We start from the raw sequence: 26702 nt of genomic DNA, 5'->3' as shown, positions 1-26702 counted from the left end.
ACCAGCGTGGATGACGTAGTACCCTCTAGCTAACAGCTAACTCGCTTGGGGGTGTTTCATGCAGGTCGACGTCGATGAGATGCGCTCCGGCGCGAACCGGTCTTACAACGCCGCCTCCTTCGCCATGGAGGGCGCTGACCAGCTGAGTCGCTCACAGGTCGGCGCTGGCATCTTCGGTGATTTCTCGGCCGCGGAGTCGTTTCACAGCGCGCTTTCCGATGCGCACAGCAACCACATCCAGCGGCTACGCGACCATGAGAACCGGCTTGGTGTCGTTGGCGACAAGGGACACAAGACGGCGTCGGTGTTCGTCGAGATGGAAGAACGCAATGCCGAGGCCCTGCGTTCGGTGCTGTGACCGAATATCCGAGCCTCAAGCACATCAGCATCGGCGCTCTCGTCGGTGAGGCCGGCGGCGATCCGTGGAAGGTTGACCAGACGCTGCAGAGCGGGGATCCCGGGGCGATCAACGACCTCGGCCGGGCGTTCTACAGCGCAGGCGCCTGCACAGCCGAGACATACTCGGAGTTCGCGCAGGCACAGCAGCGATTTCAAGCTTCGTGGAACCGCGAGAACGGTGAGCACCCGATCAATGACAGCGCTGAGGTTCAACGCGCCACCACCAAGCTGATGGTCCAGCGTGACCAATTGCCCGCGATCGGTGTGGATTTGTCCAACATCGCGGCAACTCTCGCTGAGACACAGCGCTTTTCGGGCATGCAGGTAGAGAATCTCAACACCCAGTTGCACTACATCGACGCACTCATCGATCAAGCGCTGGCGCACGACCAGGACACCTCCGCACTGGAGGACAACGCGATTACAGCCACTTCCGGAGTGCTACACCAAGTCGAGGCACTGCGGGATGACTACGGAACCAAGTTGAATGCGGCGCTGACCGATCTGCGCGCCGAGCACGGCTACGATCCCGCGCCGATCGAGGATGTCGACGGTGACGGTCAGCCGGGCGCCGAGCAGCGCGGCCGCGAATCCACCGACTACTACGACGCCAACCAGCGCGCCAAGGACGAGGCGCTGGTCAACAGCGGCGGCCCGATGACCCCGGAAAAAGCCGACGCCGCAGCGCGTTTGCGTGACTTCGCCACGGCGACCAATCCGACGGCCGACGCGGACGCACGGCGGTTGGCCGGCGAACGGCTCGATGATTTTCGGATGGCTCACTTCACGGGGCCACTGCCGAAGGATCCAATTCTCGGCGGCGATGCGCGCACGCGAGCGGAGGGCAGGCTGGACCTCCAACGAAAGTTGGAGCAGGGGCTGTACGGCCTGCCGCCTATGTCGGCTGACCAAGCGACGCAGCAGCTCGATGATGGAGAGCAGTTCGCGCGTTCCCTAACCGTCAAGCAGGCTGTGAATGCGCTTGAACAGCAAGGTATGTCACCTACTGGAGCGGCTACAACGGTCAGTGAACTGTCAGACGGTGTGACCCTCGCTGACTTGACGAAGGGCTTGACCACTTACGGTGGTGCTGCCGCCAGCGGTGTCGAGGTCTACGGCGACTCGGCGAGTACGGGAAGGCATGCGATCGGGGCCCTGTCGGCCGCGGACGCAGAGGCGCTCACCACGATTGGAAAGCGCATGGGCGCCGTCGGTGCTGCCATTGAGATCGTGATGGCTGGGCGTGCCCTGGAGGACGGCGCGCCCATGGGGCAGACAATCGGAGAGACGGCCGGTTCTATTGGTGGCGGCTATCTTGCCGGCGTGGGCGCCTGGGCGCTGGCGGGTACTGCCATCGGCCCGGAAGGCGCGGCAGCTGCCGCAGTAGTCGGTGCAATCGTGCTTGGCTTTGGCGGAGGCAAGTTCGGCGGATGGGTAGGTTCGCAATTTGACAATTGAGTCGCTCACATACGCGGGGACCTCGGTGGCGGTAGCAGCCGCTGGCCCGTCGCGCATAAGCACTTCGTCTGCGCTTCTTCTCTGCGCGGCAGCGGGAGTCGTGTTCGTCGTCATGTCTCAGCTTCTATGCCGGACACGCCATGTGGCACGTCTGTGCTACTGGATTGGATGTGGCGCCACAACCGCATTGCTTGGACTCGGGTTGCAGCAGTCGGGACGCCCTTTGCGGGTGGTATTGCTCGCAGTGGGCCTTGGCTTAATCTTCGCAATTGGCTTCGCATATTTTGTCGGTTGGCAACTCAGAATCGGTGGGCAGACGCGCTCCGTGTTCGTCAGGAATACGCATCCGGACCCGCCGGAAGACGGTTCAGAGCCCCCTCCACCGCCTCCCCCACCCCCACATAGCTACAGCGGCGTGGTTACGGCTGACGGGTTCTGGTGGATAGCAGTCGTTCTTACTTCGATAATCGCGGCTGACGTGTATTTGTTCGGCTGGGTTTGGCAGTCAGTAATCGGAGCCATTGCGTTGACGGTGATGGGTGCACTTGCCGGTGCTGATGACGCATCACGTGGTGAGCCAGTTGCGCGTGGGCAGACTGTCCAGGCTGTCATCGCCGCGATCGCGTCGCTGATGCTGTGGGCACTACCAACCATCGCGTACACGGCTGGCTACCAGTTTGGCAAGCGCCGTCCACTCAGAAGCGCCGGCCGCACTGACCAGCAGCCCCGACATTGAACAGCTCGCGGCAGGTGGTCTTCGCCAGCCAGTTATTTAGAGCGGGTCACCGCTCCCAGCATGTGGTGGAACCTAGCCCAACTTGGCGTGATCACGGGCGGATTCGCTTTGTCGACGGGGTGGCTGGCGCCCGTCGGGATTATCGGCGGCGCGCTCCTCGTAGCTCCACTCGATTTAGTCGGTCACCTAGACAGCAAGGACCGATATCCGATCGCCCGCCAGGGTACCTTCCTTTCGCCATCGTGGTCCTGCCATCAATACCGACGCTGCTGTGGCCCCGTGCTGGTGTACTTCGTCGCCTACTACATGACCAGTCCGACGCAGCGTGAGGAACTCACGCACGAACCCTTCCTCGACCATGACTCTTGAAACGTGGTCGCACTGGTTGTTTATCTCCGGGGCAGCGCTACTCGTCGCCGGCTGGCTCGGCACCGCCTTCGTCAAAGACCGTCAGTACGAGCGGTGGGTGTACTGGTTCGGCTCCCTGCTCGGCGGCTCCTTCATCTCCCTCAGCTTGGCAGGCCGGGGATGGAAGGTCGTTGTGGCCGCGGCACTCTGCATCGCGTTTGTCACCGTCCTGCAGGCGTATTTCAAGACGCCCTACATCAGGATCCGCGGACGCAATCATGCCTTCTCGATGCAGGACAGCGCGCCCGATCCAAGCGACGCCAAGGGCGATGAGCCGCCATCGATGCCACCCCGCGACAGCTATCCCGGTCGGGTCACCGCGTCCAAAACATGGTGGTTGTTCGTCGCATGCGTCGGGTTCTTCGGCTTCGGTGGCGCACTGACGGAGTGGAATGCAAAGACCCTCCCCGCCGCGGCCATCGTTTGTCTGGGAGCCCTCGCGTCCGGGATCGACGACGCGACACGCAAACTTCCGAAGGCGCGCGGGCAGAACACGCAGGCCATCATTGCTGCGGCACTGTCGGTTTCGATGGCGTTCCTGCCACCAATCCTCTACCTCATCGGCTATCGAATCGGCGCCATCCGCCCAATGGGTTACGGCCTCCGAGACCCGGTCGCCCGGCATTACGCCAAAGAGGACGACGAGCCGTCCGCCTAGTTCGTCCTGGCCAGACTCACCAGCAGCGACACAATCACCCCGATGATCACCAGCCCGCCCCCGACAATCAAAGTGATGTTCAGCCATTGGTGCATGCTGTCCTGCGCGGTGCTGACCATCACCTCAGCGATCCGCCGGATATCACCCGACGAGTTGTTCAACACCGCATCCAGGCGCCGGCGGCCGAATTCGATTGCCGCCCAACCGGAAGCCCCCACCAGCAGAGCCGACACGCCGAGCCCCACGAGCATCTTGCCCCGACTGCGGGCCACGAAAAGTGTCAGCAGCGCGAAAAGCCCGGCCACCACCGCGGCGCCCACGCTGACCCAGGGGCCGAACGTCGCGATCGGACGTAAAGCGCCGGGCCGCAGTGCCGCAGGCGCGTTGTCGGTCAACGGGATTGGCAGTGACGACGGCAGCGTGACGTTGTAGTCGCTGAGCGTCTCTTTGAACGCGGCGTCCGACAGCATCGGCGCGGCGTCGATCACCCACCGGCCTTGCGAATCGACACTCGAGCGGACCCGGTCAGTGAACAGCCAGCGGTGCGCGAAGCGATTCGCCTGCGCGAACTGTCCGGGGAACGTCGAACTCGCGGTGTATGCGGCGGCAACCAGACTCACGGTCCCGGTGTTCACGCTCGTACCCAATCGGCCCACCTGCGAGGTCAGCTCCGAGGCCATCGCCGACTGCAACCCGGGATCGGCCGCCGCCTTCTGCGCCAGCGCCGCGTAGCCGTCCTCGTCGACCAAGTTCTGCTGCACCCAGGCCGCCGGCAAGGCGACCGCCAACAAGAGCGTCGTGACGAGCCACATCAGTAGCGTCGTCGCGAACCGCACGCGTCCTCCTCTGCGGGGACGCGACGCCTCAGTCGGAGTGAGTTGCGCGGCCCACGATCAAGGGATCGGGCTGGCCGACCACCTCATGGTCTTTGTTGTCGTAGTTGAACTTACTCAGCACGTGGCGCATCGCGTTGATCCGCGCGCGTTTCTTGTCGTTGCTCTTGATGACCGTCCACGGCGCGATCTCGGTGTCCGTCCAGGCGAACATGTCTTCCTTGGCCGAGGTGTAGTCGTGCCACTTGTCCAGCGACGCCAGGTCCGTCGGCGAGAGTTTCCACTGCCGGACGGGGTCGACCTGGCGGATCGTGAACCGGGTGCGCTGCTCGCTCGAGGACACCGAAAACCAGAGCTTGGTCAGGCTGATGCCGTCGTTGACCAGCATCTGCTCGAACAACGGCGCCTGCCGGATGAACTCGGCATGCTGCTTGGGCGTGCAGTACCCCATCACCCGTTCCACCCCGGCGCGGTTGTACCAGGACCGGTCGAACATCACGATCTCACCCGCCGCAGGCAGATGGTTGACGTAGCGCTGGAAGTACCACTGAGTGCGTTCCTTCTCAGTGGGCTTCTCCAGCGCCACCACCCGAGCGCCCCTCGGGTTGAGGTGCTCCATGAAGCGCTTGATGGTGCCGCCCTTGCCTGCCGCATCGCGCCCCTCGAACACCAGGACATGCCGCAGGCCGTTCGTCTGGCTCCACTTCTGCAGCTTCAGCAGCTCGATCTGCAGCAGCCGCTTCTGCTCCTCGTACTCGTTGCGCGACATCCGATGGTCGTACGGGTAGTTCTCCCGCCAGGTGTCGACGGCCAAGCCGGCGGCGTCGAGCAGCACCGGGTCGTCATCATCGTCGTCGAAAACCGTGTAGCCATGGCTGTCTAGTGACACGCGCGAAAATTAGCAGCGTCAAGGAAACCGAGGATGACGCCGCGGTGAACGGCCGGTCCCGTCGACGAGTGCAGCCGCCACGCAGGCGATCGCGCTGCCGAGCAGAAGCCCACCGACAGCGTCGGTGAAGTAGTGATAGGTCACCGCCTGACCGAGTATCCCCAGCAGCGCCCAGACAACCGCGACCGCCACGACGTACAGCCGCGCACCCACCACCAGAAGGACCATGCCCAGAACCACCACCATCAGCGTGGTATGGCCGCTCGGGTAGGCGACCCCGCCTCCCTTCTGGCGACCGAACACCCCCTTGAAGAAACGCGAAAGCCAGATGGCGGCAACAGGACTCACTGCGACCGCGGCGACCAGCGGCCAGCGGCGCCGATAGACGGCCAGCGCCAGGACACCGACCACAAGAACCGCCATCGTGCGCTGGTCGGTGAAGAACAGCAGTCGTCCCAACCCGCTGCCGTTGGCAAGCTGGAACCAATCGTCGAGCGCGGTCGAGCCCTTGCCCACAGCCCAGCCGAGGACCGCCATCGCGGCCAGCCCGGCCGCCGGCCACCAGCGGACCGCAGAGGTGATCAGCGGGCGATGCCTCGCACGTACGCCGCCTGACCCAGATGTTGGACGCAGTCGTCGATGATGCTGACCAACCGGACGCTTGCCGTCACCGGCGGATTCCAGTTCTTGTCGACCACGCGGGCGAGTTCCTCGGTGGTGACGCTGGCGATGTACTCCAGGGTGACCTTGTGCACTGCATGGTAGTAGCCGGCCAGCAGATCCGCCGGTGCGCGCACTTTGCCCACCTCCTCAGGGGTGTGGCCGTAGCCGTGCGCGTCGCGGGGCAGGTCCAGATCGAAGCGGTCCACCCATCCGCCGCTGAACCACACCTGTTCAGTCCCGGCGATATCGGCGAGCTGCGCATCCTGGACCCGGGCGCTGTGCCACACCAGCCACGCGATGCTGTTGGCCGTCGACGTCGGCCGGAAGAACGAGAGTTCCTCGGTCAGATCGTCGGTGATGTCCTGGACATGCTCGATGATGCGGGTGAACGAGTCCCGCAGTAATTCGCGGGCGGCATCTGCATCGGACAGTGAGTCGGCCATAACGTGAGACGCTACGCGGAGTTCGTCGGAGTCTGAGCCTCAGGCTGGGCGCCGTGGAAGACCGCCTCGACGTTGTTGCCCTCGGGGTCGCGGACGAAGGCGCCGTAATAGCCGGGATGGTATTCGGGCCACAGTCGCGGCTCGTGCAGCGGTTCGACACCGAGCGCCAGGGCGGTGTGGAAGAACGCCTGAACCGATTCGGCGTCCTTGGCCGCGAACGCGATGTGCACCTCCCGGTTGGGCCCATTGGCGTCGCCGGCCGCGGCGTCGGCGATCCAGAACGAGGGCTTGCCGTCGGTGCCGTAACCGACGGCTTCACCGAAATCCATCACCCGGTGGTAGCCCAAGACGTGCAGGACCTTGTCGTAGAACTCCTGGGATTCGACGTAGTTGGCGCAGTTGATTCCGAAGTGATCGATCACACCTCCATCGTGACAGGAGGTTGCGACGTAATGTCGTCGGTATGAGCTATGACCTGGTCATCCGCAACGGAACGATCGTCGACGGGCTGGGCGGCGAGCCCTACCCCGGTGACGTCGCGGTGTCCGACGGCATCATCGCCGCGGTGGGCACCGTCGCCGAGAAAGGTGAGCGCGAGATCGACGCCACCGGTCTCCTCGTCACCCCCGGCTTCGTCGACCTGCACACCCATTACGACGGGCAGGCGATCTGGTCGGACCGGATGACGCCGTCGTCGGCTCACGGAGTGACGACAGCCGTCATGGGCAATTGCGGCGTCGGCTTCGCGCCGTGCCGTCCGGAGGACCACGACACGCTCGTCGACGTCATGGCCGGTGTCGAGGACATCCCCGGCGTCGTGATGGTCGACGGACTGCCGTGGACCTGGGAGACCTTCCCCGAATTCCTCGACGCACTCGATTCGCGGCAGCGGGACATCGACGTCGCCGCGTTCCTGCCGCACTCCCCGCTGCGGGTGTACGTGATGGGTGAGCGCGGCGTCAACCGCGAGCTGCCCACTCCCGAGGACCTGGCGATGATGCGCAAGCTGGCGGAGGAGGCTATTCGCGCGGGTGCACTGGGGTTTGCTTCGTCCCGACTCACCCTGCATAAAACCTCTGGCGGACAGCCGATTCCGAGTTACGAGGCGCAATACGAGGAGATCGAGGCGATCGCCCGAGGTGTCGACGACGCCGGCGGCGGACTTCTGCAGTTCGTGCCGGATCTGATGGCCGGAGACTACGAAGGCGCACTGAGCGCGGTGTTCGACGTCGCCTCTGACGTGGGATTGCCGGTGACCTTCACGCTCGCGATCGGCAACGCGGGCCCGCCGATTCACCTCGACGCACTGCGGATGGTCGAGAAGGCCAACGCCAACGGCGGCGACGTCACGGGGCAGATCTTCCCGCGACCGATCGGGCTGGTTCTCGGCCTGGACCTGTCCGGCAACCCGTTCGTCATGTACCCGGCATACCGGGAGATCGCCCATCTGCCGCTGGCCGAGCGCGTCGCCGAGATGCGTAAACCGGAAGTGCGCGAACGTATTCTGAACGACCAGCCGGCCAGCGACGGGCATCCGCTGATGTTCGCCGCGCAGGCGTGGAACTACATGTTCCCCCTCGGGGATCCGCCCAATTACGAACCCTCGCCTGAGGATTCGATCGGCGCACGAGCTGCCGCCCGTGGCGTCAGCCCCTTGGAGGAGGCGTACGACCGGCTGCTCGACGACGACGGTCACGCCATGCTGCTGGTGACACTGGCCAATTTCCGGGACAACTCGCTGGATACGGTGGCCGAGCTGATCCAGCGCGACGATGTCGTCCTGGGCCTGGGCGACGGCGGCGCGCATTACGGAATGATCTGCGACGCAAGCTTTCCCACCTACATGTTGACGCATTGGGTGCGCGACAGGCCGTCGGGCCGGCTGTCGGTGCAACGAGTGGTCCAGGAGCTGACGTCGGTACCCGCCCGCATCGCCGGACTGGCCGACCGCGGCCGGCTCGCGGCGGGCTACAAAGCCGACGTCAATGTGATCGACGCCGAAGCTCTGCGGCTGCACCAGCCGACCGTCAAGGCCGACCTGCCCGCGGGCGGGAGGCGGCTCGACCAGACCGCCGACGGCTACGTCGCGACAATCGTCGCCGGTGAGGTGATCTCGGAGAACGGGATGCCGACGTCGGCGCTGCCGGGCAAGCTGATCCGCGGACGGCAGGCGGCGCCTGCGGAGGGCAGGAGCGCAGCGACCCGGGAATTGGCCTGAGCGTGAGTCGGGTTGCACCGCTGGCCCAGCCGTGGAGTGACGCCGACGCCGCCGACATCGGCAGCTGGGGCCACCCCGATCGCACCTACGAGCCGTTGCTGCTGGTGCGGTGTCTGCAGCGGCACCCCGACATGGCGCGCAAGCTGCGCAAGATGGGTGAATCCCTCTACGTCGACACCCGGCTGCCACCGCGCGTCCGCACGATCGCGATCCTGCGGATCTGCGGGCTGGTGCGCTGCGCCTACGAGTGGGGCGGGCAGGCCGCGTTCTGGGGACCGATCGCCGGGGTGTCCGGTGAGGAGGCCGATGCCTTGGCGGTCGGTTCTGCTGACGATGCGCGATGGAGCGCTTCGGAGCGGGTGCTCATCGGGGCCGTCGACGAGCTGGAGCGCACCGGGTCGTGGTCGGCGTCCACCTGGGCCGCGCTGGGTGAGAGCTTCGACGACGAGCAGCGGATGGAACTGCTGATCGCCGTCGGCTGGTACCGGACCGTGTGCACGCTGTGCAACGGACTGGACCTGCCGGTCGAGGGCTGGATGCGGGCGTGGCCGTCAGTTGCGTGATGCATCGCGCTTGAGCGCGGGGTGGCTCTTGCTCAGCAGCGGTAGCAAGACACGATGCGGCAGTGCCTGGAAAATGCGGGTGCTGATCACGTTCTGAATGCCGGCGATGACGTCGCCGCGGTCGCCGGCTAGCGCGTCGATGCCGATCTTCGCGACGGTCCGCGACGGCATCCACATGAATTTCGGGAAGGCGGAGGCGAATTCGCGTTCGTCCATCCCGGCAGCGGCGAGGAACTCGGTGCGCACCGGGCCGGGGTGCAGGACCGCGGCGGTCACGCCGGTGCCTGCCAGCTCGCCGCGCAGCCCGGCGGTGAAGCTGCGGACGAACGCTTTGGTGGCGGCGTAGCCGGCCTGGCCGGGGAACGGTTGGAAGCCTGCGGTCGAACCGACGTTGAGGATCGCGCCGCGACCGCGCGGCACCATCTGCTGCACAGCGCGTGAGGTGAGGTCGATGACGGCTTCGACGTTGACACGTACCTGAGCGATCTCGTCGGCGACCGGTGCGGTGGCGACCGATCCGACCACGCCGATGCCGGCGTTGTTGATCAGGATGTCCACGGTCAGGCCGCGTCGCTCGACCTCGTCGAACAGCGCTGCGCGGGCGTCGGGGTCGGCGACGTCGCAGGCGATGACCTCGACGCGGACGTGGTCGGTGAGTTCGGCCGCGAGCTCGTTGAGCTTGTCCTCGCGACGCGCGACGAGGGTGACCCCGTGCCCGCGGGCGGCGAGTTCGCGGGCGAGGTCTGCGCCGATTCCCGAGGAGGCCCCGGTGACGACGGCAGTGGACGTGGGGGACGGCGTAGGCAGCGGCATGTGGTCCTCAACTCGTGCGGGCAGCGACGGTATTCCCACGCTAGACGGGCGCAGTATCGTCGGCGCATGAGCGTCAGGGTGGATCTCGAGCAGCTCGCCGGCACGCTGGCCGACTTTCCCTTCGGCTATCTGATCACCGTCAGCGACGAGCACCGCGCGCACACCGTCGCAGTCGACCCTCAGCTCGTCGCGGGTGTATTCGACATCGGACCGGTGGGCAACAGCACCCGGAGCAACGCGCTTGCGCACCCCGACGTGACGATCGTCTGGCCACCGCGAGAGCCCGGCGGGTACAGCTTGATCGTCGACGGCCGCGGCGAGTTCGCCGACGACCGGCTGCGGGTCATCCCGCAGCGAGCGGTGCTGCACCGGCCTGCCGTCCCCGGGGTGGCGACGGCATCCGGTTGCGGCGACGACTGCGTTCCGTTGGCTTAATCCTCGAGTGTGCGGTTTCATCCGCGACACGCCGTCGATCGCGGATGAGAACGCACACTCACCACGTCCGCGGATAGCCGCGGGCCATGAGCGCCTGCCCGACCCGGTCGAGGATGACCCGCGGATTGTTGTGCAGCATCGAACTCGTCACCCGCACGTCGATCCATCCGAGCTCTGGCAGTCGCGCGTAGCGTTCGATGTCCTTCGATCGCTGCTTGGGGTCAGTCCAGTGGTGCGCTCCGTCGAAGTCGACGCCGACCCGGTATTCGGGCCATCCCATGTCCAGTCGGGCCACCACATATCCGTCGCCGTCGCACACCCGAACCTGCGTCTGCGGCCGCGGAAAACCATTGCGGACAAGCAAGATTCGGGTGAGCGACTCGTACGGCGATTCAGACCCGCCGTCGACCAGGTCAAGCAACGACGTCAACTGCCGCAATCCGCGGACGCCCCCGTGTTGAGCCAGTACGGACCAGACGTCGTCGACCTTCACGTCAGTGGCGTTCATGAGGGCGTCGATTCGTTGTATCGCCGTCGTGAAGTCGAGCCGTCGCCCGAGATCGAACGCCGTCCGTGCCGGCGTGGTGACAGGCAGCCCGCGGGTCTGTTGGATCTCGGCAGGCAACAACGTGTCCGAATGCACTGAGATCAGTTGTGGTGCGCGCCGATTGGTGTGCACCAACTCCGCGGGCACGTCCGGATCGATCCACTTCGCGCCCAGCAACGCAGACGCGGACAAACCGGCAAGTACACCTCGGCGCCCCGACCAGAGCCATGCGGCGCGGGCCCGGTCTATTGCCGAGAGTTCGACGCCGCGCGGCGTCCAGACGCCCGGATAGACCGCCCTATGAAAGCGTCTGAGTTCGCGAAGGGTGAGCGCCTTCGCATCCAGCGCCTCGGCCGCACGAAATGGCCCGGCGATGGTCTGCATACGCGAACACTGCCAATGCACCGCAATGTGTGCGTTCCGCTGTCCACAGCAGGTCATCGAGTGTGCGGATCGATACGCCAACCGCGGCGTGTTGCGGATGAAACCGCACACTCGGCACGAAGCGGGACAAACAACGAAAAAGCCCCGGCTCGCCAAGCGAGCCGGGGCTTCTTTCGTACTGGGACTTAGAAGTCCATACCGCCCATGCCACCGGTCGGGTCGCCCGCAGGTGCGGCGGCCTTCTCCGGCTTATCGGCGACGACGGCCTCGGTGGTGAGGAACAGAGCCGCGATGGACGCTGCGTTCTGCAGCGCCGAGCGGGTGACCTTCACCGGGTCGGCAACGCCGGCCTTGAGCAGGTCCTCGTACTCACCGGTCGCGGCGTTCAGGCCGGTCCCGGAGGGCGAGTTGGTGACCTTCTCGGCGACAACGCCGGGCTCCAGGCCCGCGTTGAAGGCGATCTGCTTCAGCGGAGCCGACAGCGCGACGCGCACGATGTTGGCACCAGTGGCCTCGTCACCAGAGAGCGACAGCTCGTCCAGAGCCGGAGCCGACTGCAGCAGCGCCACGCCGCCACCGGCGACGATGCCCTCTTCGACAGCAGCCTTGGCGTTGCGCACGGCATCTTCGATGCGGTGCTTGCGCTCCTTGAGCTCCACCTCGGTGGCAGCGCCGGCCTTGATCACCGCAACACCGCCGGCCAGCTTGGCCAGGCGCTCCTGCAGCTTCTCGCGGTCGTAGTCGGAGTCGCTGTTCTCGATCTCGGCACGGATCTGAGCCACCCGGCCGGCGATGGCGTCGGAATCACCGGCACCCTCGACGATGGTGGTCTCGTCCTTGGTGACGACGATCTTGCGGGCCTGACCCAGCAGCGAGACGTCGGCGGTCTCAAGCGAGAGGCCGACCTCCTCGCTGACAACCTGGCCACCGGTCAGGATCGCGATGTCCTGCAGCATGGCCTTGCGGCGGTCACCGAAGCCCGGGGCCTTGACGGCGACGGACTTGAAGGTGCCACGGATCTTGTTGACCACCAGGGTGGACAGGGCTTCGCCCTCGACGTCCTCGGCGATGATCAGCAGCGGCTTGCCCGACTGGATGACCTTCTCCAGCAAGGGGAGCAGGTCCTTGACCGTCGAGACCTTCGACGACACCAGCAGGATGTACGGATCCTCGAGGACCGCTTCCTGACGCTCGGCGTCGGTCACGAAGTAACCCGAGATGTAGCCCTTGTCGAAGCGCATACCCTCGGTGAGCTCGAGCTGCAGGCCGAAGGTGTTCGACTCCTCGACGGTGATGACACCCTCGTTGCCGACCTTGTCCATGGCCTCGGCGATCAGGTCACCGATGGTCTGGTCGCCCGCGGAGATCCCGGCGGTGGCCGCGATCTGGTCCTTGGTCTCGACCTCCTTGGCGCTCTTGAGGAGCGTCTCGGTGATCTTCTCGACGGCCTTCTCGATGCCGCGCTTGAGGCCCAGCGGGTTGGCGCCGGCAGCGACGTTGCGCAGGCCTTCGCGAACCAGGGCCTGAGCGAGGACGGTTGCCGTCGTCGTTCCATCTCCAGCGACGTCGTCAGTCTTCTTGGCGACTTCCTTGACCAGCTCGGCGCCGATCTTCTCGTACGGGTCCTCGAGCTCGATCTCCTTGGCGATGGACACACCATCGTTGGTGATCGTGGGGGCGCCCCACTTCTTCTCCAGGACGACGTTGCGACCCTTGGGGCCCAGCGTCACCTTTACCGCGTCGGCGAGGGCGTTCAGGCCCCGCTCGAGGCCGCGGCGGGCCTCTTCGTCGTAAGCAATGATCTTGGACATTGCGAAGTGAATCCTCCGGTTGGGGATGGCACGTCTTCGGTCGGGTGCAGTGCCCGCGACGGACGGCTGGAGAGTGCTCCGCGTGCGCGGCCCCGGCCTCACCGTCCCGACCTAGCACTCACCGGTCGCGAGTGCCAACCACATTCTTAGCACTCGGCCTAGGTGAGTGCAAGAAGTGGATCAGCCGTTCACCCGGCGCGTAAGCCGGCCACGATGACGTTGGTGATCCGGTCGGCGACGTCCTCGCCGTATTCCTGGCCGCTCTTGCACACGACCAGCAGTGCCTTGAGTTCGGCGACGCCGACGTCGGCTCGGGCGGCGCCGGCCTTTTGTGCCGCCACCAGCATCTCCCCCAGCACCTCGAGAAACTCCGCTTCGGCGCCGGGCGCCGCGGAGTCGAGGTCGATCCCGTACCGCGCCAGTGCCTCGACCATCCCGTGGTCGGCAGCACCGGAACGCACCATCTCGCGGAGGAATTCGAATAGTGCAGTGGACGGGTCGGCGGCGAGCAGTTCCCGCCCTCGCGCCACCACCAGGCGCACCCGATCGCTGATCACCGCCTCGAACAACGCTTCCTTGGTCGGGAAATGCCGGTAGACGGTGCCAGCGCCGACGCCGGCGCGCCGCGCGATCTCGTCGATCGGCACGGCCAGCCCCTGCTCGGCGAACACTTCGTAGGCCACCTGCAGCACCCGGGCACGGTTGCGCGCGGCATCGGCCCGTAGCGGCCGGCAGCTCAGACCCACCTCACACCTCTCCAGCGTTGACAAAGCGGGGCGCGCGTTCCGTATAGTCGGACAAAACCGGGGCGCACGCTCCGGTTAGCCAGTCTAACCGAGGAGAACCACATGGCACCCTGGACTTCCGCCGACATCCCGGACCAGACCGGGCGGACAGTCGTCATCACCGGCGCCAACACCGGACTGGGCTACGAAACCGCCCGCGCGCTCGCAGCCAAGGGTGCGCACGTGGTTCTCGCGGTCCGCAACCTCGACAAGGGCAAGGCCGCCGCCGACCTCATCGTCCGGCGCTACCCCGGGGCCGACGTCAGCGTGCAAGCACTCGACCTCACCTCGCTGGCGTCCATCCGCGCCGCCGCCGAGGAGCTTCGCGCCCGCCACGACCGCATCGACCTGCTGATCAACAACGCCGGTGTGATGATGACGCCGAAGCAGACCACCCAAGACGGTTTCGAGCTGCAGTTCGGCACCAACCACCTGGGCCACTTCGCGCTCACCGGGTTGGTGCTCGACCGGCTCCTCGCCACTCCGGGCTCCCGGGTCGTGACCGTCAGCAGCAACGGACACCGGTTCGGGCGCATCCGCTTCGACGATCTGCAGTCCGAGCGCAGCTACAGCCGCACCGGCGCCTACGGCCAGGCCAAGCTGGCCAACCTGCTGTTCACCTATGAACTCCAGAAGCGTCTGGCCGGCACCGACACCATCGCCACCGCAGCCCACCCGGGGAGCTCGGCCACCGAGCTGGGGCGCAACCTGCCCAAGATCGTCGAATGGGGTTTCGGCCTGACCGTGCAGAGCTCCGAGATGGGTGCGCTGCCCACATTGCGCGCCGCGACCGACCCGACGGTGCACGGCGGCCAGTACTACGGCCCCGGCGGACTGCTGCAGATGCGGGGCTATCCGAAGCTCGTCTCCTCCAACGGGCGGTCGCATGACGTCGCGTCGCAGAAGCGGTTGTGGGCGGTGTCCGAAGAGTTGACGGGCGTGACCTACCCGCTCGGATGACCGGCACAATGTAGTCATGTCGCTGCACGTGCCGCCCTACCCGCCGCCGCGGTATGACGGTGATGGCGAGATCAGCGCCACCCTGCGCAAGGCCGACACCCCGGCCGACTTCGAAGTCGGCCCGGTCACGTACACCTACCTGGCCACGGAGAAATCGACCGGCGGCGACTTCGGTCTTTATCGCGTCGATCTCGGCCCCAACGCGGGTGGCCCGGGGCCGCATTTCCACAAGGCCATGTCGGAATCCTTCTTCGTGCTGTCCGGCCGGATCCAGTTGTTCGACGGCCGCGAGTGGACCGTCGGCGAGCAAGGCGACTACCTCTACGTCCCACCCGGCGGCATCCATGGTTTCGGGAACCAGTCCGACGAGCCCGCCTCGATCTTGATGTTGTTTGCTCCGGGCGCGCCCCGTGAGTTCTATTTCGAGGGGTTGCCCAAGCTCGGCGAGCTGACCGACGACGAACGTCGCGAGTTCTTCGTTCGCAACGACAATTTCTTGGTCTGACGACACGCCGGATCGAAGTGCGCGGGCGGATCTGCTTGCACTAGAGTCCATCTCGACCGAGAGGAGTCCCAGGGGTGCGGGCAGTTGATGCGCCCAGCACCCAGGCGTTACGGGGCTGGCAGCGACGGGCGTTGGTCAAGTATCTGGCCGCCAAGCCGCGCGATTTTCTCGCTGTCGCGACCCCCGGGGCCGGTAAGACCACCTTCGCCCTGCGGATCGTCGCCGAACTCCTCGCCGAGGGCACCGTCGAGGCGGTCACCATCGTCGTCCCCACCGAGCACCTCAAGATCCAGTGGGCGCAGGCCGCCGCACGGCACGGCATTGCCCTCGACCCCAAGTTCTCCAACTCGAACTCGCAGACCTCCGCGGAGTATCACGGCGTCGTAGTCACCTACGCCCAGGTTGCCAGCCACCCCACCCGGCACCGGGTGCGCACCGAGAACCGCAAAACCCTCGTCGTCTTCGACGAGATCCACCACGGCGGTGACGCCAAAACCTGGGGCGACGCGATCCGCGAGGCGTTCGACGACGCGACGCGGCGACTGTCGCTGACCGGGACCCCGTTCCGCAGCGACGACAGTCCGATCCCGTTCATCAACTACGAAGTCGGACCCGACGGCTTCGCCCGCTCGTCCGCCGACCACACCTACGGCTACTCCGACGCACTGGCCGACGGCGTCGTGCGGCCGGTCATGTTCATGGCGTACTCCGGCGAAGCCCGCTGGCGCGACAGTGCCGGCGAGGAGCACGCGGCGCGCCTGGGTGAGCCGCTGACCGCCGAGCAGACCGCGCGGGCATGGAAGACCGCACTCAACCCCGCCGGCGAATGGATGCCCGCGGTGATCGCAGCAGCCGACACCCGGTTGCGCGGACTTCGCGAACACGTCCCCGACGCAGGCGGCATGATCATCGCCTCCGATCAGACCGCCGCCCGCGCCTACGCCGATCTGCTACTCAAGATCACCGGCGAGGCCCCTACCGTCGTCCTCTCAGACGACAAGGGCGCCTCAGATCGCATCTCGCAGTTCTCGGAGAGCACATCGCGCTGGCTGGTCGCGGTGCGGATGGTGTCCGAAGGTGTCGACGTGCCGCGCCTGGCGGTCGGCGTGTACGCCACCAGCGCCTCGACCCCGCTGTTCTTCGCCCAGGCGATCGGCCGGTTCGTGCGGTCCCGGCGGCCCGGCGAGACCGCCTGCATCTTCTTGCCGTCGGTGCCCAACCTGCTGCTGCTCGCCAGCGAGATGGAAGCTCAGCGCAATCACGTGCTCGGCAAGCCCCACCGGGAGAACCTCGACGACGATCCGCTCGAGGCGGAACTGGCCAAACAGAACCGCGACGAGCCCGACGAGGGCGACAACAAGATCGAGTATCTGGGCGCCGACGCCGAGCTCGATCAGGTCATCTTCGACGGGTCGTCGTTCGGGACCGCGACGCCGGCCGGCAGCGACGAGGAGGCCGACTACCTCGGCATCCCCGGCCTGCTCGACGCCGAGTCGATGCGAGATCTGTTGCGGCGCAGGCAAGAAGAGCAGATCGAGAAGCGGACCGCCAGCGGCGAGGTGCCACGGCTGACCACGCACGGCCAGCTGCGGGATCTGCGCCGCGAACTCAACGCCCTGGTGTCGCTGGCCCATCACCGCACCGGCAAGACGCACGGTCAGATCCACAACGAACTGCGGCGGGTCTGCGGCGGACCACCGGTGGCCGCAGCCACCACCGATCAGCTGAAGGCCCGCATCGAAGCCGTTCGCAGCCTGACCTCGTCGTAAACGAGTTACGCTGCCGCCATGACGCCAGCCGGCCGCTCTGGAATCCCCACGGCGCCAAGGCGTCTGCCGTTGCTCGGCCACCACATGGTCACGGGCGATCCGCGCGAGTCCTTGTCACGGCGGCGGCCAGCCCTACGCCCTGTCGATGGCCAGCTTGCCCAGGTTCGCCAGCGAATTGTCGAGGTGGGAGAGGGGGAACGGTGGGAAGACGATGTTCTTCCGGATTTCGGGGGTGGCGCCTGACCAGTCGTAGGTCAGGGTGACCCGAGTCTGCTCGTCGCCAAGGGGCTCGAGGTCGTAATGCCATGTCCAGCCACCGAGTTCGATGCTGCCGTCCTCAGCCAGCCCGCCCGGCGCCCATCCGATCACCCGGCCGGTTTCGAGCGCGGTGACCTGGTTGGCCATCTCGTAGTGCTTGTCGGGATGGTTGTCGTGGTACATCGCGATCCGGAAAATCTGTCCGGCTTCGGTCAGTTCCCGGCCGTCGTCCAGCGGCTCCCGAACCCAGCCGGTGCCGTCGATGTCCTGGTGAGTGCCCGGATCGGCGAGCACTCCGAATACGGCGGCGGCGGGTGCGTCGATGGTGGTGGTCACAATCAAGATTTCGGTCATAGTCAGACAGACCCGCCCCGGCGGAGAAACTCATCGCCGCAGAGCGTCACACCGGCTACAACCCGAGCAACTCCGGCAGCGCGGCGACGGAGTCGATGACATGGTTGGGCTGCATCGCAAATTCGTCTGCGGCCCAACGGTCCAGGGTGTCCTGGCGGAACTTGCCGGTGCGCACCAGCACGCCGGTCATCCCGACCACTTGTGCGGCCAGAACGTCGTTGTTGAGGTCGTCGCCGACCATGTACATCTCATCGGGATCGACGCCGAGGCGAGCCGCGGAGGCCAGAAAGCCTGCGGGCGCGGGCTTCCCGACACCGGTGGCCTTGCGCCCGGAGGTCTCCTCCATACCGATCAGGTACATACCGGTGTCGATGCGCAGACCTTCGGTGGTGGTCCACGCGGTGCTGCGGTGCATCGCCACCACCGGTACCCCCTGAGCCATCCATTCGTACACCCGGCTCAGGGTGCGGTGGCTGTACTCCGGACCGGCGCCGCCGAGCAGGATGACGTCGGGGGCCTCGAAACCTGCACCGTCGAACGCCTCTGAGTCGACGATGTCGATGCCCGGCATGTCGTCGGTGATCTGGCCGTTGTTGACCAACAGGCAGTGCGCATCGGGATAGTTGGCGCGCACATAGTCGGCGGTCAGCGCCGCCGCGGTGATCACCTCGTCAGGCCGGACGTCCATTCCGGCGTCGCACAACGCCGCTGCGATCTGCCTGCGGGTGCGGGTGGTGGTGTTGGTCAGGTAGGACCGGGCGATCTGGTGATCGGCGAGCACCGCCAGCGCCTCGGCGGCACCGGGGATCGGCGTCCACGACGTCACCAGGACACCGTCGATGTCGAACAGCACCCCACCGATAGCCATACGGCGACAGTAAACGGCCACCGATTGTCCGCAACTTGAGCCGTCTATCGTCGTGCCATGAGCGCACAGAAGTGGACCGAGGCGGACGTCCCCGATCAAAGCGGACGCATTGCGATCGTGACCGGCTCCAATACGGGGCTCGGATTCGACACGGCCCGGGTGCTGGCACAGCACGGGGCCCAGGTGGTGATGGCGGTCCGCGACACCGCCAAGGGCGAGGCGGCGGCCGCCGAGATCCGGCGAGCCGCGCCCGGTGCCGAGGTGACGGTGCACAAGCTGGATCTGGGCTCGCTGGCATCGGTACGGGAAGCAGCGGCCGAGCTGGGCAGCGCCTACCCCCGGATCGATCTACTCATCAACAACGCCGGGGTGATGTATCCGCCGAAGCAGACCACGGCCGATGGCTTCGAATTACAGTTCGGCACAAACCATCTGGGCCACTTCGCGCTCACCGGGCTGTTGCTGGACAATCTGCTGGGAGTCGACGGATCACGGGTGGTCGTGGTGGCCAGCGTCGCGCACAACATCCGCGCCAAGATCGCGTTCGACGACCTGCAGTGGGAGCGCCGACGCTATGAGCGGGTCGCCTCCTACGGACAGTCGAAGCTGGCCAATCTGATGTTCGCCTACGAACTGCAGCGGCGCCTCGCCGCGGCCGGTGCCAAAACGATTGCCGTGGCGGCACACCCAGGCGTCTCGGACACCGAGCTGATCCGCCACGTCCCGGGCAGCTCGTTGCCGGGTGTGAAGCTCATCAGCGGGCTGCTGTTGAACAGCGCGGAAATGGGCGCGCTGGCGACCCTGCGGGCCGCCACCGATCCCTCGGTCATCGGAGGGCAGTACTACGGGCCCGACGGGTTCCGCGAACTGCGCGGCAACCCCAAGCTGGTGAGTTCCAGCAATCAGTCCCACGATCGCAACGTCCAGCAGCGGCTCTGGGCGGTGTCCGAGGAGCTGACCGGCGTGAAATTCCCCGTCTGATGCGCACAGTCGATGAGCATCAGCGGGTCGTCGCCGATCTGATCACCGCGCGCCCCGCGGCGACGGTCGGATTGGCCGACGCCGAGGGCCTGGTTCTCGCGGCCGACGTGGCGGCCCCGATGTCGCTGCCGGTGTTCGACAACTCGGCGATGGACGGCTACGCGGTTCACGCCGAGGACGTCGCGGGTGCCTCCGAGAGCAGTCCGGTCACTTTGCCTGTCGCCGAGGACATTCCGGCTGGCCGTGTTGACTCCTTGACGTTGGCGGCGGGCACCGCGCACCGGATCATGACGGGTGCACCGCTGCCCGCCGGTGCGACGGCAGTGGTGCCGGTCGAGGCCACCAACGCCGGTATCGACGCCGTCGAGATCCGGGCGGCGTCCAAACCCGGCCAGCACGTGCGGCACGCCGGTGAGGATGTGACCGCGGGGACCACGGTGCTGCGCTCAGGCCAGCTGGTGACCCCGGCAGCACTGGGGCTGGCCGCCGCCCTGGGCCTGCGCTCGCTGACGGTGCGGCCGCGGCTGCGGGTGCTGGTGATGTCGACGGGTTCGGAGCTGGTGTCGGCGGGCACCGAGCTACGGCCCGGGCAGATCTACGAGTCCAACGCGATCATGCTGGCCGCCGCGGTCCGCGAGGCCGGCGCCGACGTGGTCGCGACCCCGACGTCGAGCGATGACGTCAACCAGTTCAGGACCGTGCTTGAGGGGTACACGGGACAGGCCGATCTGATCATCACCACCGGCGGCGTGAGTGCCGGTGCCTACGAGGTGGTCAAGGATGCATTCGGCGCGGGTGCGGTGGACTTCGTCAAGGTCGCGATGCAGCCCGGTATGCCGCAGGGCGCCGGGCGGATCGGAGCCGCTGGGCCGGCGACATCGGGCAGCGCCGGCACGTCGATCATCACGCTGCCGGGCAACCCGGTGAGCGCGCTGGTCTCCTTCGAGGTTTTCGTCCGACCCGCATTGCGCGCGGCGATGGGCCTGGCCACCCCGAACCGGCCGCGCCGCACCGCCGTGCTGGCCGACGACCTGACATCGCCGAAGGGCAAACGCCAGTTCCGGCGCGGTGTCTACGACCCCGAGGCGGGCACCGTCACGACCTATGGGCCACCGGCATCGCACCATCTTCGCTGGCTGGCCTCGGCGAACTGCCTTCTGGAGATCGCCGAGGACATCACCGAGGTGGCCGCCGGCGAGCAGGTTCAGCTCTGGGACCTGTCCTAGGTCTACGCCCGCACAGTCACAGCGCGCACGTAGAATCGTCGCCGATGGCCAGACGCCCCCGCACCGCGGAAGACACCATGAAGTCCGGCCCCGCGCGGCTGGTCGCGCTGGTGCGTTCCTCCGTTCCCCCTGTTCACCCCGCCGGCCTGCCGTTCATTGCGGCGGGTCTGGCGGTGGCAGGTGTCGGCCGAAAGAACCGCTGGCTGCGCCGCGCAGGCCTGACGGCGGCCGCCGCGAACGCCGGCTTCTTCCGGCATCCGCCCCGGACTCCCCCAAGTCGTCTCGGCGTGGTGGTCGCCCCGGCCGACGGCCTGATCTGTCTGGTCGAAGAGGCCGAACCACCAGCCGAACTCGGCCTGCCCCCGGGTCCGCGTCCGCGGGTGAGCATCTTCTTGTCCCTGCTCGACGCCCATGTGCAGCGGTCGCCGGTGGGTGGCGAGGTGCGTGCCGTGGAATACCGACCAGGCCGCTTTCATTCCGCCGAGCTGGCGGCGGCGAGCGAGGACAACGAACGCAACAGCATGCTGATCCGCACACCGGACGGGCACGAGGTGGTGGTCGTGCAGATCGCCGGGTTGATCGCGCGTCGCATCATCTGCGACCTGCACCCCGGTGACAAGGTCGCGATCGGCGACACCTACGGGCTCATCCGGTTCGGCTCGCGGTTGGACACCTACCTGCCTGCCGGCTCGCAGATCCTGATCGAACCCGGTCAGCGCGCACTCGCCGGCGAGACTGTGTTGGCGCAGCTGCCGTGATCAAACCCCGCCCGTCCGCCATGCGCATTCTGCCCAGCGCGACGACGGTGCTGGCCATCTGCGCGGGGCTGACCTCGATCAAGTTCGCGCTCGACGGCCGCCCGCACATCGCGCTGGCCCTGATAGGAGCCGCGGCGGTACTCGACGGGATCGACGGCGGCATCGCGCGGGCCCTGGACGCTCAGTCCCGGATGGGCGCCGAGATCGACTCGCTGGCCGACGCCGTGAACTTCGGTGTCGCGCCCGCGCTGGTGGTCTATGTGACGCTGCTGCCCACCTCGCCGGTCGGCTGGATCTTCGCGTTGCTCTACGCGGTGTGCATCGTGCTGCGGCTGGCCCGATTCAACGCACTGCTCGACGACGACACTCGCCCCGCCTACACCCGCGAGTACTTCACCGGTATGCCGGCGCCATGCGGTGCAGTCGGCGTGATCGGACCCCTCGCGGCGATGCTGCAGTTCGGCCACGGCTGGTGGACCTCGCCGTGGTTTGTCTGCTTCTGGTTCGCCGCCAACGCCGCTCTGCTGATCAGCCGGGTGCCCACGCTGGCGCTCAAGGCTGTGAAGATGCCGCCGAATGCCGCGCCGATCCTGCTGATCCTGATCGCTGCCGCCGCGGCGGCGCTGCTGCTGTTCCCGTACATCCTGGTGCTGCTGATCATCGCGGGCTACCTGTGCATCATCCCGTTCACGGTCTACAGCCAACGCTGGGTCGCCGCGCGACCGGAGGCCTGGAACGACGCGCCAAAGCAGCGGCGCGCTGCGCGCCGTGCGAATCGCCGCGGCCTGCCGAATCGCCGCTCGACGCGCCTCGGCCTGCGCAAGCCCGGTCGCTGACATGGGGCCGTCCAACCTGGTGCTGACCGCACGGTTGAACACCTCGGCGCTGGACTCCCGGCGTGGTGTGGTGCGGCTGCACCCGGAGGCTCTCGCCGCGCTCGGCATCCGTGAGTGGGATGCGGTGTCGCTCACCGGCTCCCGGACCACCTCCGCCGTCGCCGGGATCGCGCCGGCGGATGTCCCGGCCGGTACCGCGCTCCTGGACGATGTGACGCTGTCCAACGCCGGCCTGCGTGAGGACACCACCGTGCTGGTCGCTCCGGTCACCGTCTACGGCGCGCGGTCGGTCACGTTGCGCGGCTCCACCCTGGCCACTCAGTCGGTCACATCGGCGACGCTCCGCCAGGCCCTGCTCGGCAAGGTGATGACCGTCGGTGACACGGTGTCGCTGCTCCCCCGCGACCTCGGTCCCGGGACGTCCACCACCCAGGCCAGCTCGGCGCTCACCTCATCGGTGGGTATCACCTGGACGTCGGAATTGTTGACCGTGACCAGCACCGATCCGGCGGGACCGGTGAGCGTGCAACCGAATTCGTCGGTCACCTGGGGTGACGGTGTGGCCCCGACTGCCGACGCCCCCGGACCCTCCGCGGCGGTGAGCCAGCCGATGACGTGGCCGCAGGCCCCGGCGGTATCGATCGACGACCTCAAGGGCCAGCACGTGCAGGCCGGCCGGCTCACCGAATGGCTCAAACTCGCACTCGATCAGCCGGAGCTGCTGGAAAAGCTCGGCGCCACAGCGAATCTGGGTGTGCTGGTCACCGGGCCCGCGGGCGTCGGCAAGGCGACGCTGGTGCGTGCGGTGTGTGCTGGGCGACGGTTGGTCGAGCTCGACGGGCCCGACACCGGCGCGCTGTCGGCGCAGGATCGACAGCGCGCTGTTGCCGACGCGGTCGCCACCGTCACGAATGGTGGTGGCGTGCTGCTGGTCACCGATATCGACGCGCTGTTGCCCACCCCGGCCGAACCGGTGTCGGCGATGATCCTGACCGAGCTGCGCAAGGCGGTCGTCGCTCCCGAGGTTGCGCTGGTGGCCACCTCCCAGCAGCCGGACGCGGCCGATCCGCGGCTACGCGCACCGGATCTGTGTGACCGCGAGCTGGGCCTGAGCCTGCCCGACGGCGCCACCCGCAAGGCACTATTGGAGGTGCTGCTGCGTGATGTCCCGGCTGGCGATCTGGAACTGGGCGAAATCGCCGAGCGCACACCGGGATTCGTTCGCGCCGACTTGGTCGCGCTGGTTCGGGAGGCCGCCCTGCGTGCCGCCGCCCGTGCCAGTGAGGACGGCAAGCCGCCTGCACTCACCCAGGACGATCTCACGGGCGCGCTGAGCGTGATCCGGCCGCTGTCGCGCTCGGCCACCGAGGAGGTGTCCGTCGGGTCGGTGACCCTCGACGACGTCGGCGACATGGTCGAGGTCAAGCAGGCGCTGACCGAGGCGGTGCTGTGGCCGCTTCAGCACCCGGACACCTTCGCCCGCCTCGGTGTCGAGCCACCCAGAGGCGTCTTGCTGTACGGCCCGCCCGGCTGCGGCAAGACGTTTGTGGTGCGCGCGCTGGCCAGCTCCGGCCGGCTGAGTGTGCATGCGGTGAAGGGCGCCGAGCTGATGGACAAGTGGGTCGGCTCCTCGGAGAAGGCCGTTCGCGAATTATTCCGCGGGGCAAGGGATTCCGCGCCATCGCTGGTTTTTCTCGACGAGATCGACGCGCTGGCGCCGCGGCGCGGTCAGAGCTTCGATTCCGGTGTCACCGACCGTGTGGTGGCCGCACTGCTGACCGAGCTCGACGGCATCGAGCCGATGCGCGATGTCGTCGTGCTCGGCGCCACCAACCGGCCGGATCTGATCGACCCGGCACTGTTGCGTCCGGGCCGGCTCGAGAAGCTGGTGTTCGTCGAGCCGCCCGATGCCGATGCACGTCGCGAAATGCTGCGCACCGCAGGCAAATCCGTGCCGTTGTCGGCGGACGTCGACCTCGACGCGCTGGCCGGCGAGCTGGACGGGTACAGCGCGGCAGACTGTGTGGCACTGCTGCGCGAGGCGGCGCTGACCGCGATGCGCCGCTCGATCGACGCCGCCGACATCACCGCCGCCGACGTGGCCAGAGCTCGCGAAACCGTACGACCGTCGCTGGACGCGGCGCAGGTGGAGTCGTTGAGAGAGTTTTCGGAACGGTGACCGATGCCGCGCGAGGGACGAGCGCGGAGGAGGAACCGGACCACCGGCAGATGCGGGGCGCTAACCCTCGGCGAGTGCGGCGAGCCGGTCGACCGACGCCGCCAATTTGTCCGCGGTGGTGGCTTGCGCGCGGGCCAGACGGTCCGGGTCGGTCAACTCGGTCCAGTCGTAGGTGTGCGTGACGACGGTGGTGCCGTCGTCGGCAGGGTCGAGCCGCCAGCGCCACAGGTGGCCCGGTTGGGCGCCACCCGGGGGTGCGGGCCGCCACGCGATCAGCCGGCCCTCGTCGAACTCGACGACGTGGTTCTCCCGATTGGCGCCCTGCGTGAGCGTGGTGGTGAAGACGTCCCCGACGGCGCGGACCCGCTGGCCCCGAGCCGCTTGCGCGAGGTTGTCGTTGCCGTCCCATTCCGGCTGGCGCGCCGGGTCGGCGATCAATTCGAAGATGATCGCGGCGGGTGCGGAAATCCGCCGGGTGGCGCTGACGATTCTGTCCTGGTCGGCCATGCCCCAATTCAACAACACCCTTTGACAGTCCATTAGTGACATGTCAGAGTTGGACGGTATGACCACCACCGCCTGGCCGATCCTCGGCGGGGCGATCGGGCTGCTGGGGCACCTGCTCCCGGTCCGTACGTATTGCCGGTAGTCCGATTGGGGGACACCGGTTCCCTCCCTCTCACCCCCCGATCGGCCGATGCGCAGCCGTCACCGTCTACGGGATCCTTACTGGCACTTGGCAGTTACCTCGAGCTCAGAAGGACACCCATGAACGCGACCATGACCGCTATGCCGGATCAACCAGACCTCTGGGGACCGAACTACGACGGGTGGGAGTTCGAGCTGACCAACACGACCGACCACGATCTGGTCTTCGTCGCCGACATCACCGCCAACGTCGCGAGCTATCCGCCCCGGATCGCAGCGGGCGCAACGGCATTCCTCAAAGGGAAAAGCCGCGCCAAGGGTGGTCCGGCGAACTGTAACTTCGCCTACCGGCATCCGGATCACCTGGTCAATGCCGGTGGCATCGCGATCGCCGCGAGCGCCGACGCGCGTCGCGCCCGGATGACCGCCAGCTCAACGGGTACCACCGAAGTCCTCCACACCGCGCACCCGGCCGTCAACAGCGTCCAGACGGTCACCTACAAGCAGCGTTAGGCCGGTCCGTCCGGCATGGGCGCGGTCAACAGCGCCCGAACCGACGCCGACAAATCGGCCCGCGCCCACGGCGGCATGCCCTCGCCGTGGGCATGACGCCGCACCACCGCGTAAGGCAGGTCGACGACCGCCCTGGTGACGGCGTCGATGCTGCGGGCGTCGGAGCGTCCGTACAGCTGGCGAGCCAGCTCAGCCATCCGGTCGGCCAGCGGCGCATTCATCGCCGCCAGCGTCGCCGTGAATTCCGGGTCCGGCTGGGCGTCGCGCAGATCGCCGGGCCGGATCGCCAACAGCACCCGCGCATCCCCGGTGCAGTCCGTCGCGAATTCGAGCGCGGCCAGGGCCATCGCGACCGCAACCTCCAGCGGATCCGAACCGGCCGCAGCCATCGCCTGGGACTGGAAGCGGGTGAGGGCGCGCAGCCACACCGCCGTCACCACCGCATCGCGATTGCCGAACCGGTGGTAGAGCGTGCCCACCGGGGCACCGCTGGCTTTGGCGATGGCCGTGACGCTGGCCGAGCGAGGCCCCTCGGCGAGGATCAGGCCGCGCGCCGCAGCCAGGATGGCGTCCGTTTCATCCTTCCGCGGGGGTGCCACGATCTCGCACAGTCCTTCTATATGGAGCGTTTGCCCTATATCACTGAGCGTGCCATAACGGTCCCCGCGGACCGGGCAGCGACGTGGCGCGCAGTGCTGGCAACGATGCGCAGCAACCCCGACGACTCCGAGACGGTGCCGTTCGGATTCACCCTCGAGGCCGCCGAGCAAAACTAACGCCTCGCCCTCACGGGACGGCACCCGT

General features: G+C 67.1%; 29 protein-coding genes. 16 read left to right on the top strand and 13 right to left on the bottom strand.

What is annotated here, in order from left to right; genetic code table 11:
- Positions 1 to 58 precede the first annotated feature (58 nt).
- From Y900_RS16060 to Y900_RS30305, 3 genes are all read left to right on the top strand, one after another.
- Positions 59 to 358: a DUF2563 family protein gene (locus tag Y900_RS16060; RefSeq protein WP_036343145.1), complete on the top strand. Its 300-nt coding sequence runs from the start codon at positions 59 to 61 to the stop codon at positions 356 to 358.
- Positions 355 to 1857, top strand: coding sequence for a putative alpha/beta hydrolase (locus Y900_RS30310; RefSeq protein ID WP_051660095.1), 1503 nt, complete (start codon positions 355 to 357; stop codon positions 1855 to 1857). Before Y900_RS16060 ends, Y900_RS30310 begins: the two co-directional genes overlap by 4 nt.
- Before the next feature lie 1094 nt (positions 1858 to 2951).
- Positions 2952 to 3659, top strand: coding sequence for a hypothetical protein (locus Y900_RS30305; RefSeq protein WP_051660094.1), 708 nt, complete (start codon positions 2952 to 2954; stop codon positions 3657 to 3659).
- Here the strand turns inward: Y900_RS30305 and Y900_RS16040 are convergent.
- Genes Y900_RS16040 through Y900_RS16020 form a run of 5 tightly spaced genes read right to left on the bottom strand, consistent with a single transcriptional unit; the run spans position 3656 to position 6909 of the window.
- Complete coding sequence (locus Y900_RS16040) at positions 3656 to 4495, bottom strand: hypothetical protein (protein ID WP_036343142.1); 840 nt, start codon at positions 4493 to 4495, stop codon at positions 3656 to 3658. The two genes, Y900_RS30305 and Y900_RS16040, sit on opposite strands and share 4 nt — an antisense overlap.
- A 28-nt stretch (positions 4496 to 4523) precedes the next feature.
- Positions 4524 to 5381, bottom strand: a complete 858-nt coding sequence (gene ppk2, locus Y900_RS16035; protein ID WP_036343141.1) for a polyphosphate kinase 2 — start codon at positions 5379 to 5381, stop codon at positions 4524 to 4526.
- An 18-nt stretch (positions 5382 to 5399) separates the two neighbouring features.
- A complete protein-coding gene (locus Y900_RS16030) occupies positions 5400 to 5918 on the bottom strand; it encodes a phosphatase PAP2 family protein (RefSeq protein ID WP_051660093.1) in 519 nt (172 codons plus the stop codon).
- Positions 5919 to 5962: 44 nt separating this feature from the next.
- On the bottom strand, positions 5963 to 6487 hold the full coding sequence (locus Y900_RS16025; RefSeq protein ID WP_036343140.1) for a mycothiol transferase: 525 nt from the start codon (positions 6485 to 6487) through the stop codon (positions 5963 to 5965).
- 11 nt (positions 6488 to 6498) lie between these two features.
- A complete protein-coding gene (locus Y900_RS16020; protein WP_036343139.1) occupies positions 6499 to 6909 on the bottom strand; it encodes a VOC family protein in 411 nt (136 codons plus the stop codon).
- 41 nt (positions 6910 to 6950) lie between these two features.
- Between Y900_RS16020 and Y900_RS16015 the strand changes: the two genes are divergently transcribed.
- The gene (locus Y900_RS16015) at positions 6951 to 8705 is read left to right on the top strand and encodes an N-acyl-D-amino-acid deacylase family protein (RefSeq protein WP_036343138.1); all 1755 of its coding nucleotides are present in this window, start codon (positions 6951 to 6953) and stop codon (positions 8703 to 8705) included.
- A 2-nt stretch (positions 8706 to 8707) separates the two neighbouring features.
- Positions 8708 to 9268 carry a carboxymuconolactone decarboxylase family protein gene (locus Y900_RS16010; protein ID WP_036343137.1) on the top strand — a complete coding sequence of 187 codons (561 nt, stop codon included), beginning with the start codon at positions 8708 to 8710 and terminating at the stop codon, positions 9266 to 9268.
- Here Y900_RS16010 and Y900_RS16005 read toward each other — a convergent pair.
- Positions 9257 to 10081 carry an SDR family NAD(P)-dependent oxidoreductase gene (locus Y900_RS16005; protein ID WP_036343136.1) on the bottom strand — a complete coding sequence of 275 codons (825 nt, stop codon included), beginning with the start codon at positions 10079 to 10081 and terminating at the stop codon, positions 9257 to 9259. The genes Y900_RS16010 and Y900_RS16005 overlap by 12 nt on opposite strands.
- A gap of 66 nt (positions 10082 to 10147) precedes the next feature.
- Here Y900_RS16005 and Y900_RS16000 point away from each other — a divergent pair, with 66 nt between their 5' ends.
- Positions 10148 to 10516, top strand: coding sequence for a hypothetical protein (locus Y900_RS16000; RefSeq protein WP_036343135.1), 369 nt, complete (start codon positions 10148 to 10150; stop codon positions 10514 to 10516).
- Positions 10517 to 10574: 58 nt separating this feature from the next.
- On the opposite strand, the gene Y900_RS15995 is transcribed toward Y900_RS16000, so the two are convergent.
- The 3 genes from Y900_RS15995 to Y900_RS15985 form a co-directional block, all read right to left on the bottom strand.
- Complete coding sequence (locus Y900_RS15995) at positions 10575 to 11447, bottom strand: type IV toxin-antitoxin system AbiEi family antitoxin (protein ID WP_036343134.1); 873 nt, start codon at positions 11445 to 11447, stop codon at positions 10575 to 10577.
- Positions 11448 to 11632: 185 nt separating this feature from the next.
- The gene (gene groL, locus Y900_RS15990) at positions 11633 to 13258 is read right to left on the bottom strand and encodes a chaperonin GroEL (RefSeq protein ID WP_036343133.1); all 1626 of its coding nucleotides are present in this window, start codon (positions 13256 to 13258) and stop codon (positions 11633 to 11635) included.
- Positions 13259 to 13446: 188 nt separating this feature from the next.
- On the bottom strand, positions 13447 to 14004 hold the full coding sequence (locus Y900_RS15985; protein ID WP_036343132.1) for a TetR/AcrR family transcriptional regulator: 558 nt from the start codon (positions 14002 to 14004) through the stop codon (positions 13447 to 13449).
- A gap of 102 nt (positions 14005 to 14106) precedes the next feature.
- Between Y900_RS15985 and Y900_RS15980 the strand changes: the two genes are divergently transcribed.
- The 3 genes from Y900_RS15980 (at position 14107) to Y900_RS15970 (ending at position 17277) form a co-directional block, all read left to right on the top strand.
- Positions 14107 to 15003: an SDR family NAD(P)-dependent oxidoreductase gene (locus tag Y900_RS15980; protein ID WP_036343131.1), complete on the top strand. Its 897-nt coding sequence runs from the start codon at positions 14107 to 14109 to the stop codon at positions 15001 to 15003.
- A gap of 16 nt (positions 15004 to 15019) precedes the next feature.
- Entirely contained in the window at positions 15020 to 15508 is a 489-nt protein-coding gene (locus Y900_RS15975; RefSeq protein WP_036343130.1) for a cupin domain-containing protein, read from the top strand.
- 74 nt (positions 15509 to 15582) lie between these two features.
- Positions 15583 to 17277 carry a DEAD/DEAH box helicase gene (locus Y900_RS15970; protein WP_036343129.1) on the top strand — a complete coding sequence of 565 codons (1695 nt, stop codon included), beginning with the start codon at positions 15583 to 15585 and terminating at the stop codon, positions 17275 to 17277.
- Positions 17278 to 17409: 132 nt separating this feature from the next.
- Here Y900_RS15970 and Y900_RS15965 read toward each other — a convergent pair whose 3' ends face one another.
- Together Y900_RS15965 and Y900_RS15960 are read right to left on the bottom strand one after the other, a co-directional pair.
- Positions 17410 to 17889 (bottom strand): SRPBCC family protein, encoded by a 480-nt coding sequence (locus Y900_RS15965; protein ID WP_036343127.1) that lies wholly within the window; start codon positions 17887 to 17889, stop codon positions 17410 to 17412.
- A 55-nt stretch (positions 17890 to 17944) separates the two neighbouring features.
- A complete protein-coding gene (locus Y900_RS15960) occupies positions 17945 to 18757 on the bottom strand; it encodes an HAD-IIA family hydrolase (RefSeq protein WP_036343125.1) in 813 nt (270 codons plus the stop codon).
- Positions 18758 to 18814: 57 nt separating this feature from the next.
- Between Y900_RS15960 and Y900_RS15955 the strand changes: the two genes are divergently transcribed.
- The 5 genes from Y900_RS15955 to Y900_RS15935 are packed head-to-tail and all read left to right on the top strand — an operon-like array spanning position 18815 to position 24737.
- Positions 18815 to 19738 (top strand): SDR family NAD(P)-dependent oxidoreductase, encoded by a 924-nt coding sequence (locus tag Y900_RS15955; RefSeq protein WP_036343123.1) that lies wholly within the window; start codon positions 18815 to 18817, stop codon positions 19736 to 19738.
- Positions 19738 to 20964, top strand: a complete 1227-nt coding sequence (gene moeA / locus Y900_RS15950) for a molybdopterin molybdotransferase MoeA (protein ID WP_036343121.1) — start codon at positions 19738 to 19740, stop codon at positions 20962 to 20964. Before Y900_RS15955 ends, moeA begins: the two co-directional genes overlap by 1 nt.
- A gap of 44 nt (positions 20965 to 21008) precedes the next feature.
- Positions 21009 to 21722: a phosphatidylserine decarboxylase gene (locus tag Y900_RS15945; RefSeq protein WP_036343119.1), complete on the top strand. Its 714-nt coding sequence runs from the start codon at positions 21009 to 21011 to the stop codon at positions 21720 to 21722.
- Positions 21723 to 21742: 20 nt separating this feature from the next.
- Positions 21743 to 22558 carry a CDP-alcohol phosphatidyltransferase family protein gene (locus Y900_RS15940; RefSeq protein WP_051660406.1) on the top strand — a complete coding sequence of 272 codons (816 nt, stop codon included), beginning with the start codon at positions 21743 to 21745 and terminating at the stop codon, positions 22556 to 22558.
- Position 22559: 1 nt separating this feature from the next.
- A complete protein-coding gene (locus Y900_RS15935) occupies positions 22560 to 24737 on the top strand; it encodes an AAA family ATPase (RefSeq protein WP_036343115.1) in 2178 nt (725 codons plus the stop codon).
- Positions 24738 to 24797: 60 nt separating this feature from the next.
- Here Y900_RS15935 and Y900_RS15930 read toward each other — a convergent pair whose 3' ends face one another.
- Entirely contained in the window at positions 24798 to 25244 is a 447-nt protein-coding gene (locus tag Y900_RS15930; protein WP_036343114.1) for an SRPBCC family protein, read from the bottom strand.
- Between the two features lie 261 nt (positions 25245 to 25505).
- On the opposite strand from Y900_RS15930, the gene Y900_RS15925 reads away from it, so the two are divergent.
- Positions 25506 to 25898, top strand: coding sequence for a hypothetical protein (locus Y900_RS15925; RefSeq protein ID WP_036343113.1), 393 nt, complete (start codon positions 25506 to 25508; stop codon positions 25896 to 25898).
- Here the strand turns inward: Y900_RS15925 and Y900_RS15920 are convergent.
- A complete protein-coding gene (locus Y900_RS15920; RefSeq protein WP_036343111.1) occupies positions 25895 to 26497 on the bottom strand; it encodes a TetR/AcrR family transcriptional regulator in 603 nt (200 codons plus the stop codon). The two genes, Y900_RS15925 and Y900_RS15920, sit on opposite strands and share 4 nt — an antisense overlap.
- A 21-nt stretch (positions 26498 to 26518) precedes the next feature.
- On the opposite strand from Y900_RS15920, the gene Y900_RS33590 reads away from it, so the two are divergent.
- Positions 26519 to 26674, top strand: a complete 156-nt coding sequence (locus Y900_RS33590; RefSeq protein WP_337588777.1) for a hypothetical protein — start codon at positions 26519 to 26521, stop codon at positions 26672 to 26674.
- Positions 26675 to 26702 lie beyond the last annotated feature (28 nt).

Source organism: Mycolicibacterium aromaticivorans JS19b1 = JCM 16368, from assembly GCF_000559085.1.
GTDB classification, from domain to species: Bacteria; Actinomycetota; Actinomycetes; order Mycobacteriales; family Mycobacteriaceae; genus Mycobacterium; species Mycobacterium aromaticivorans.
The sequence above is the reverse complement of the archived record's forward strand: the minus strand, read 5'-3'. Positions and strand labels throughout refer to the sequence as shown.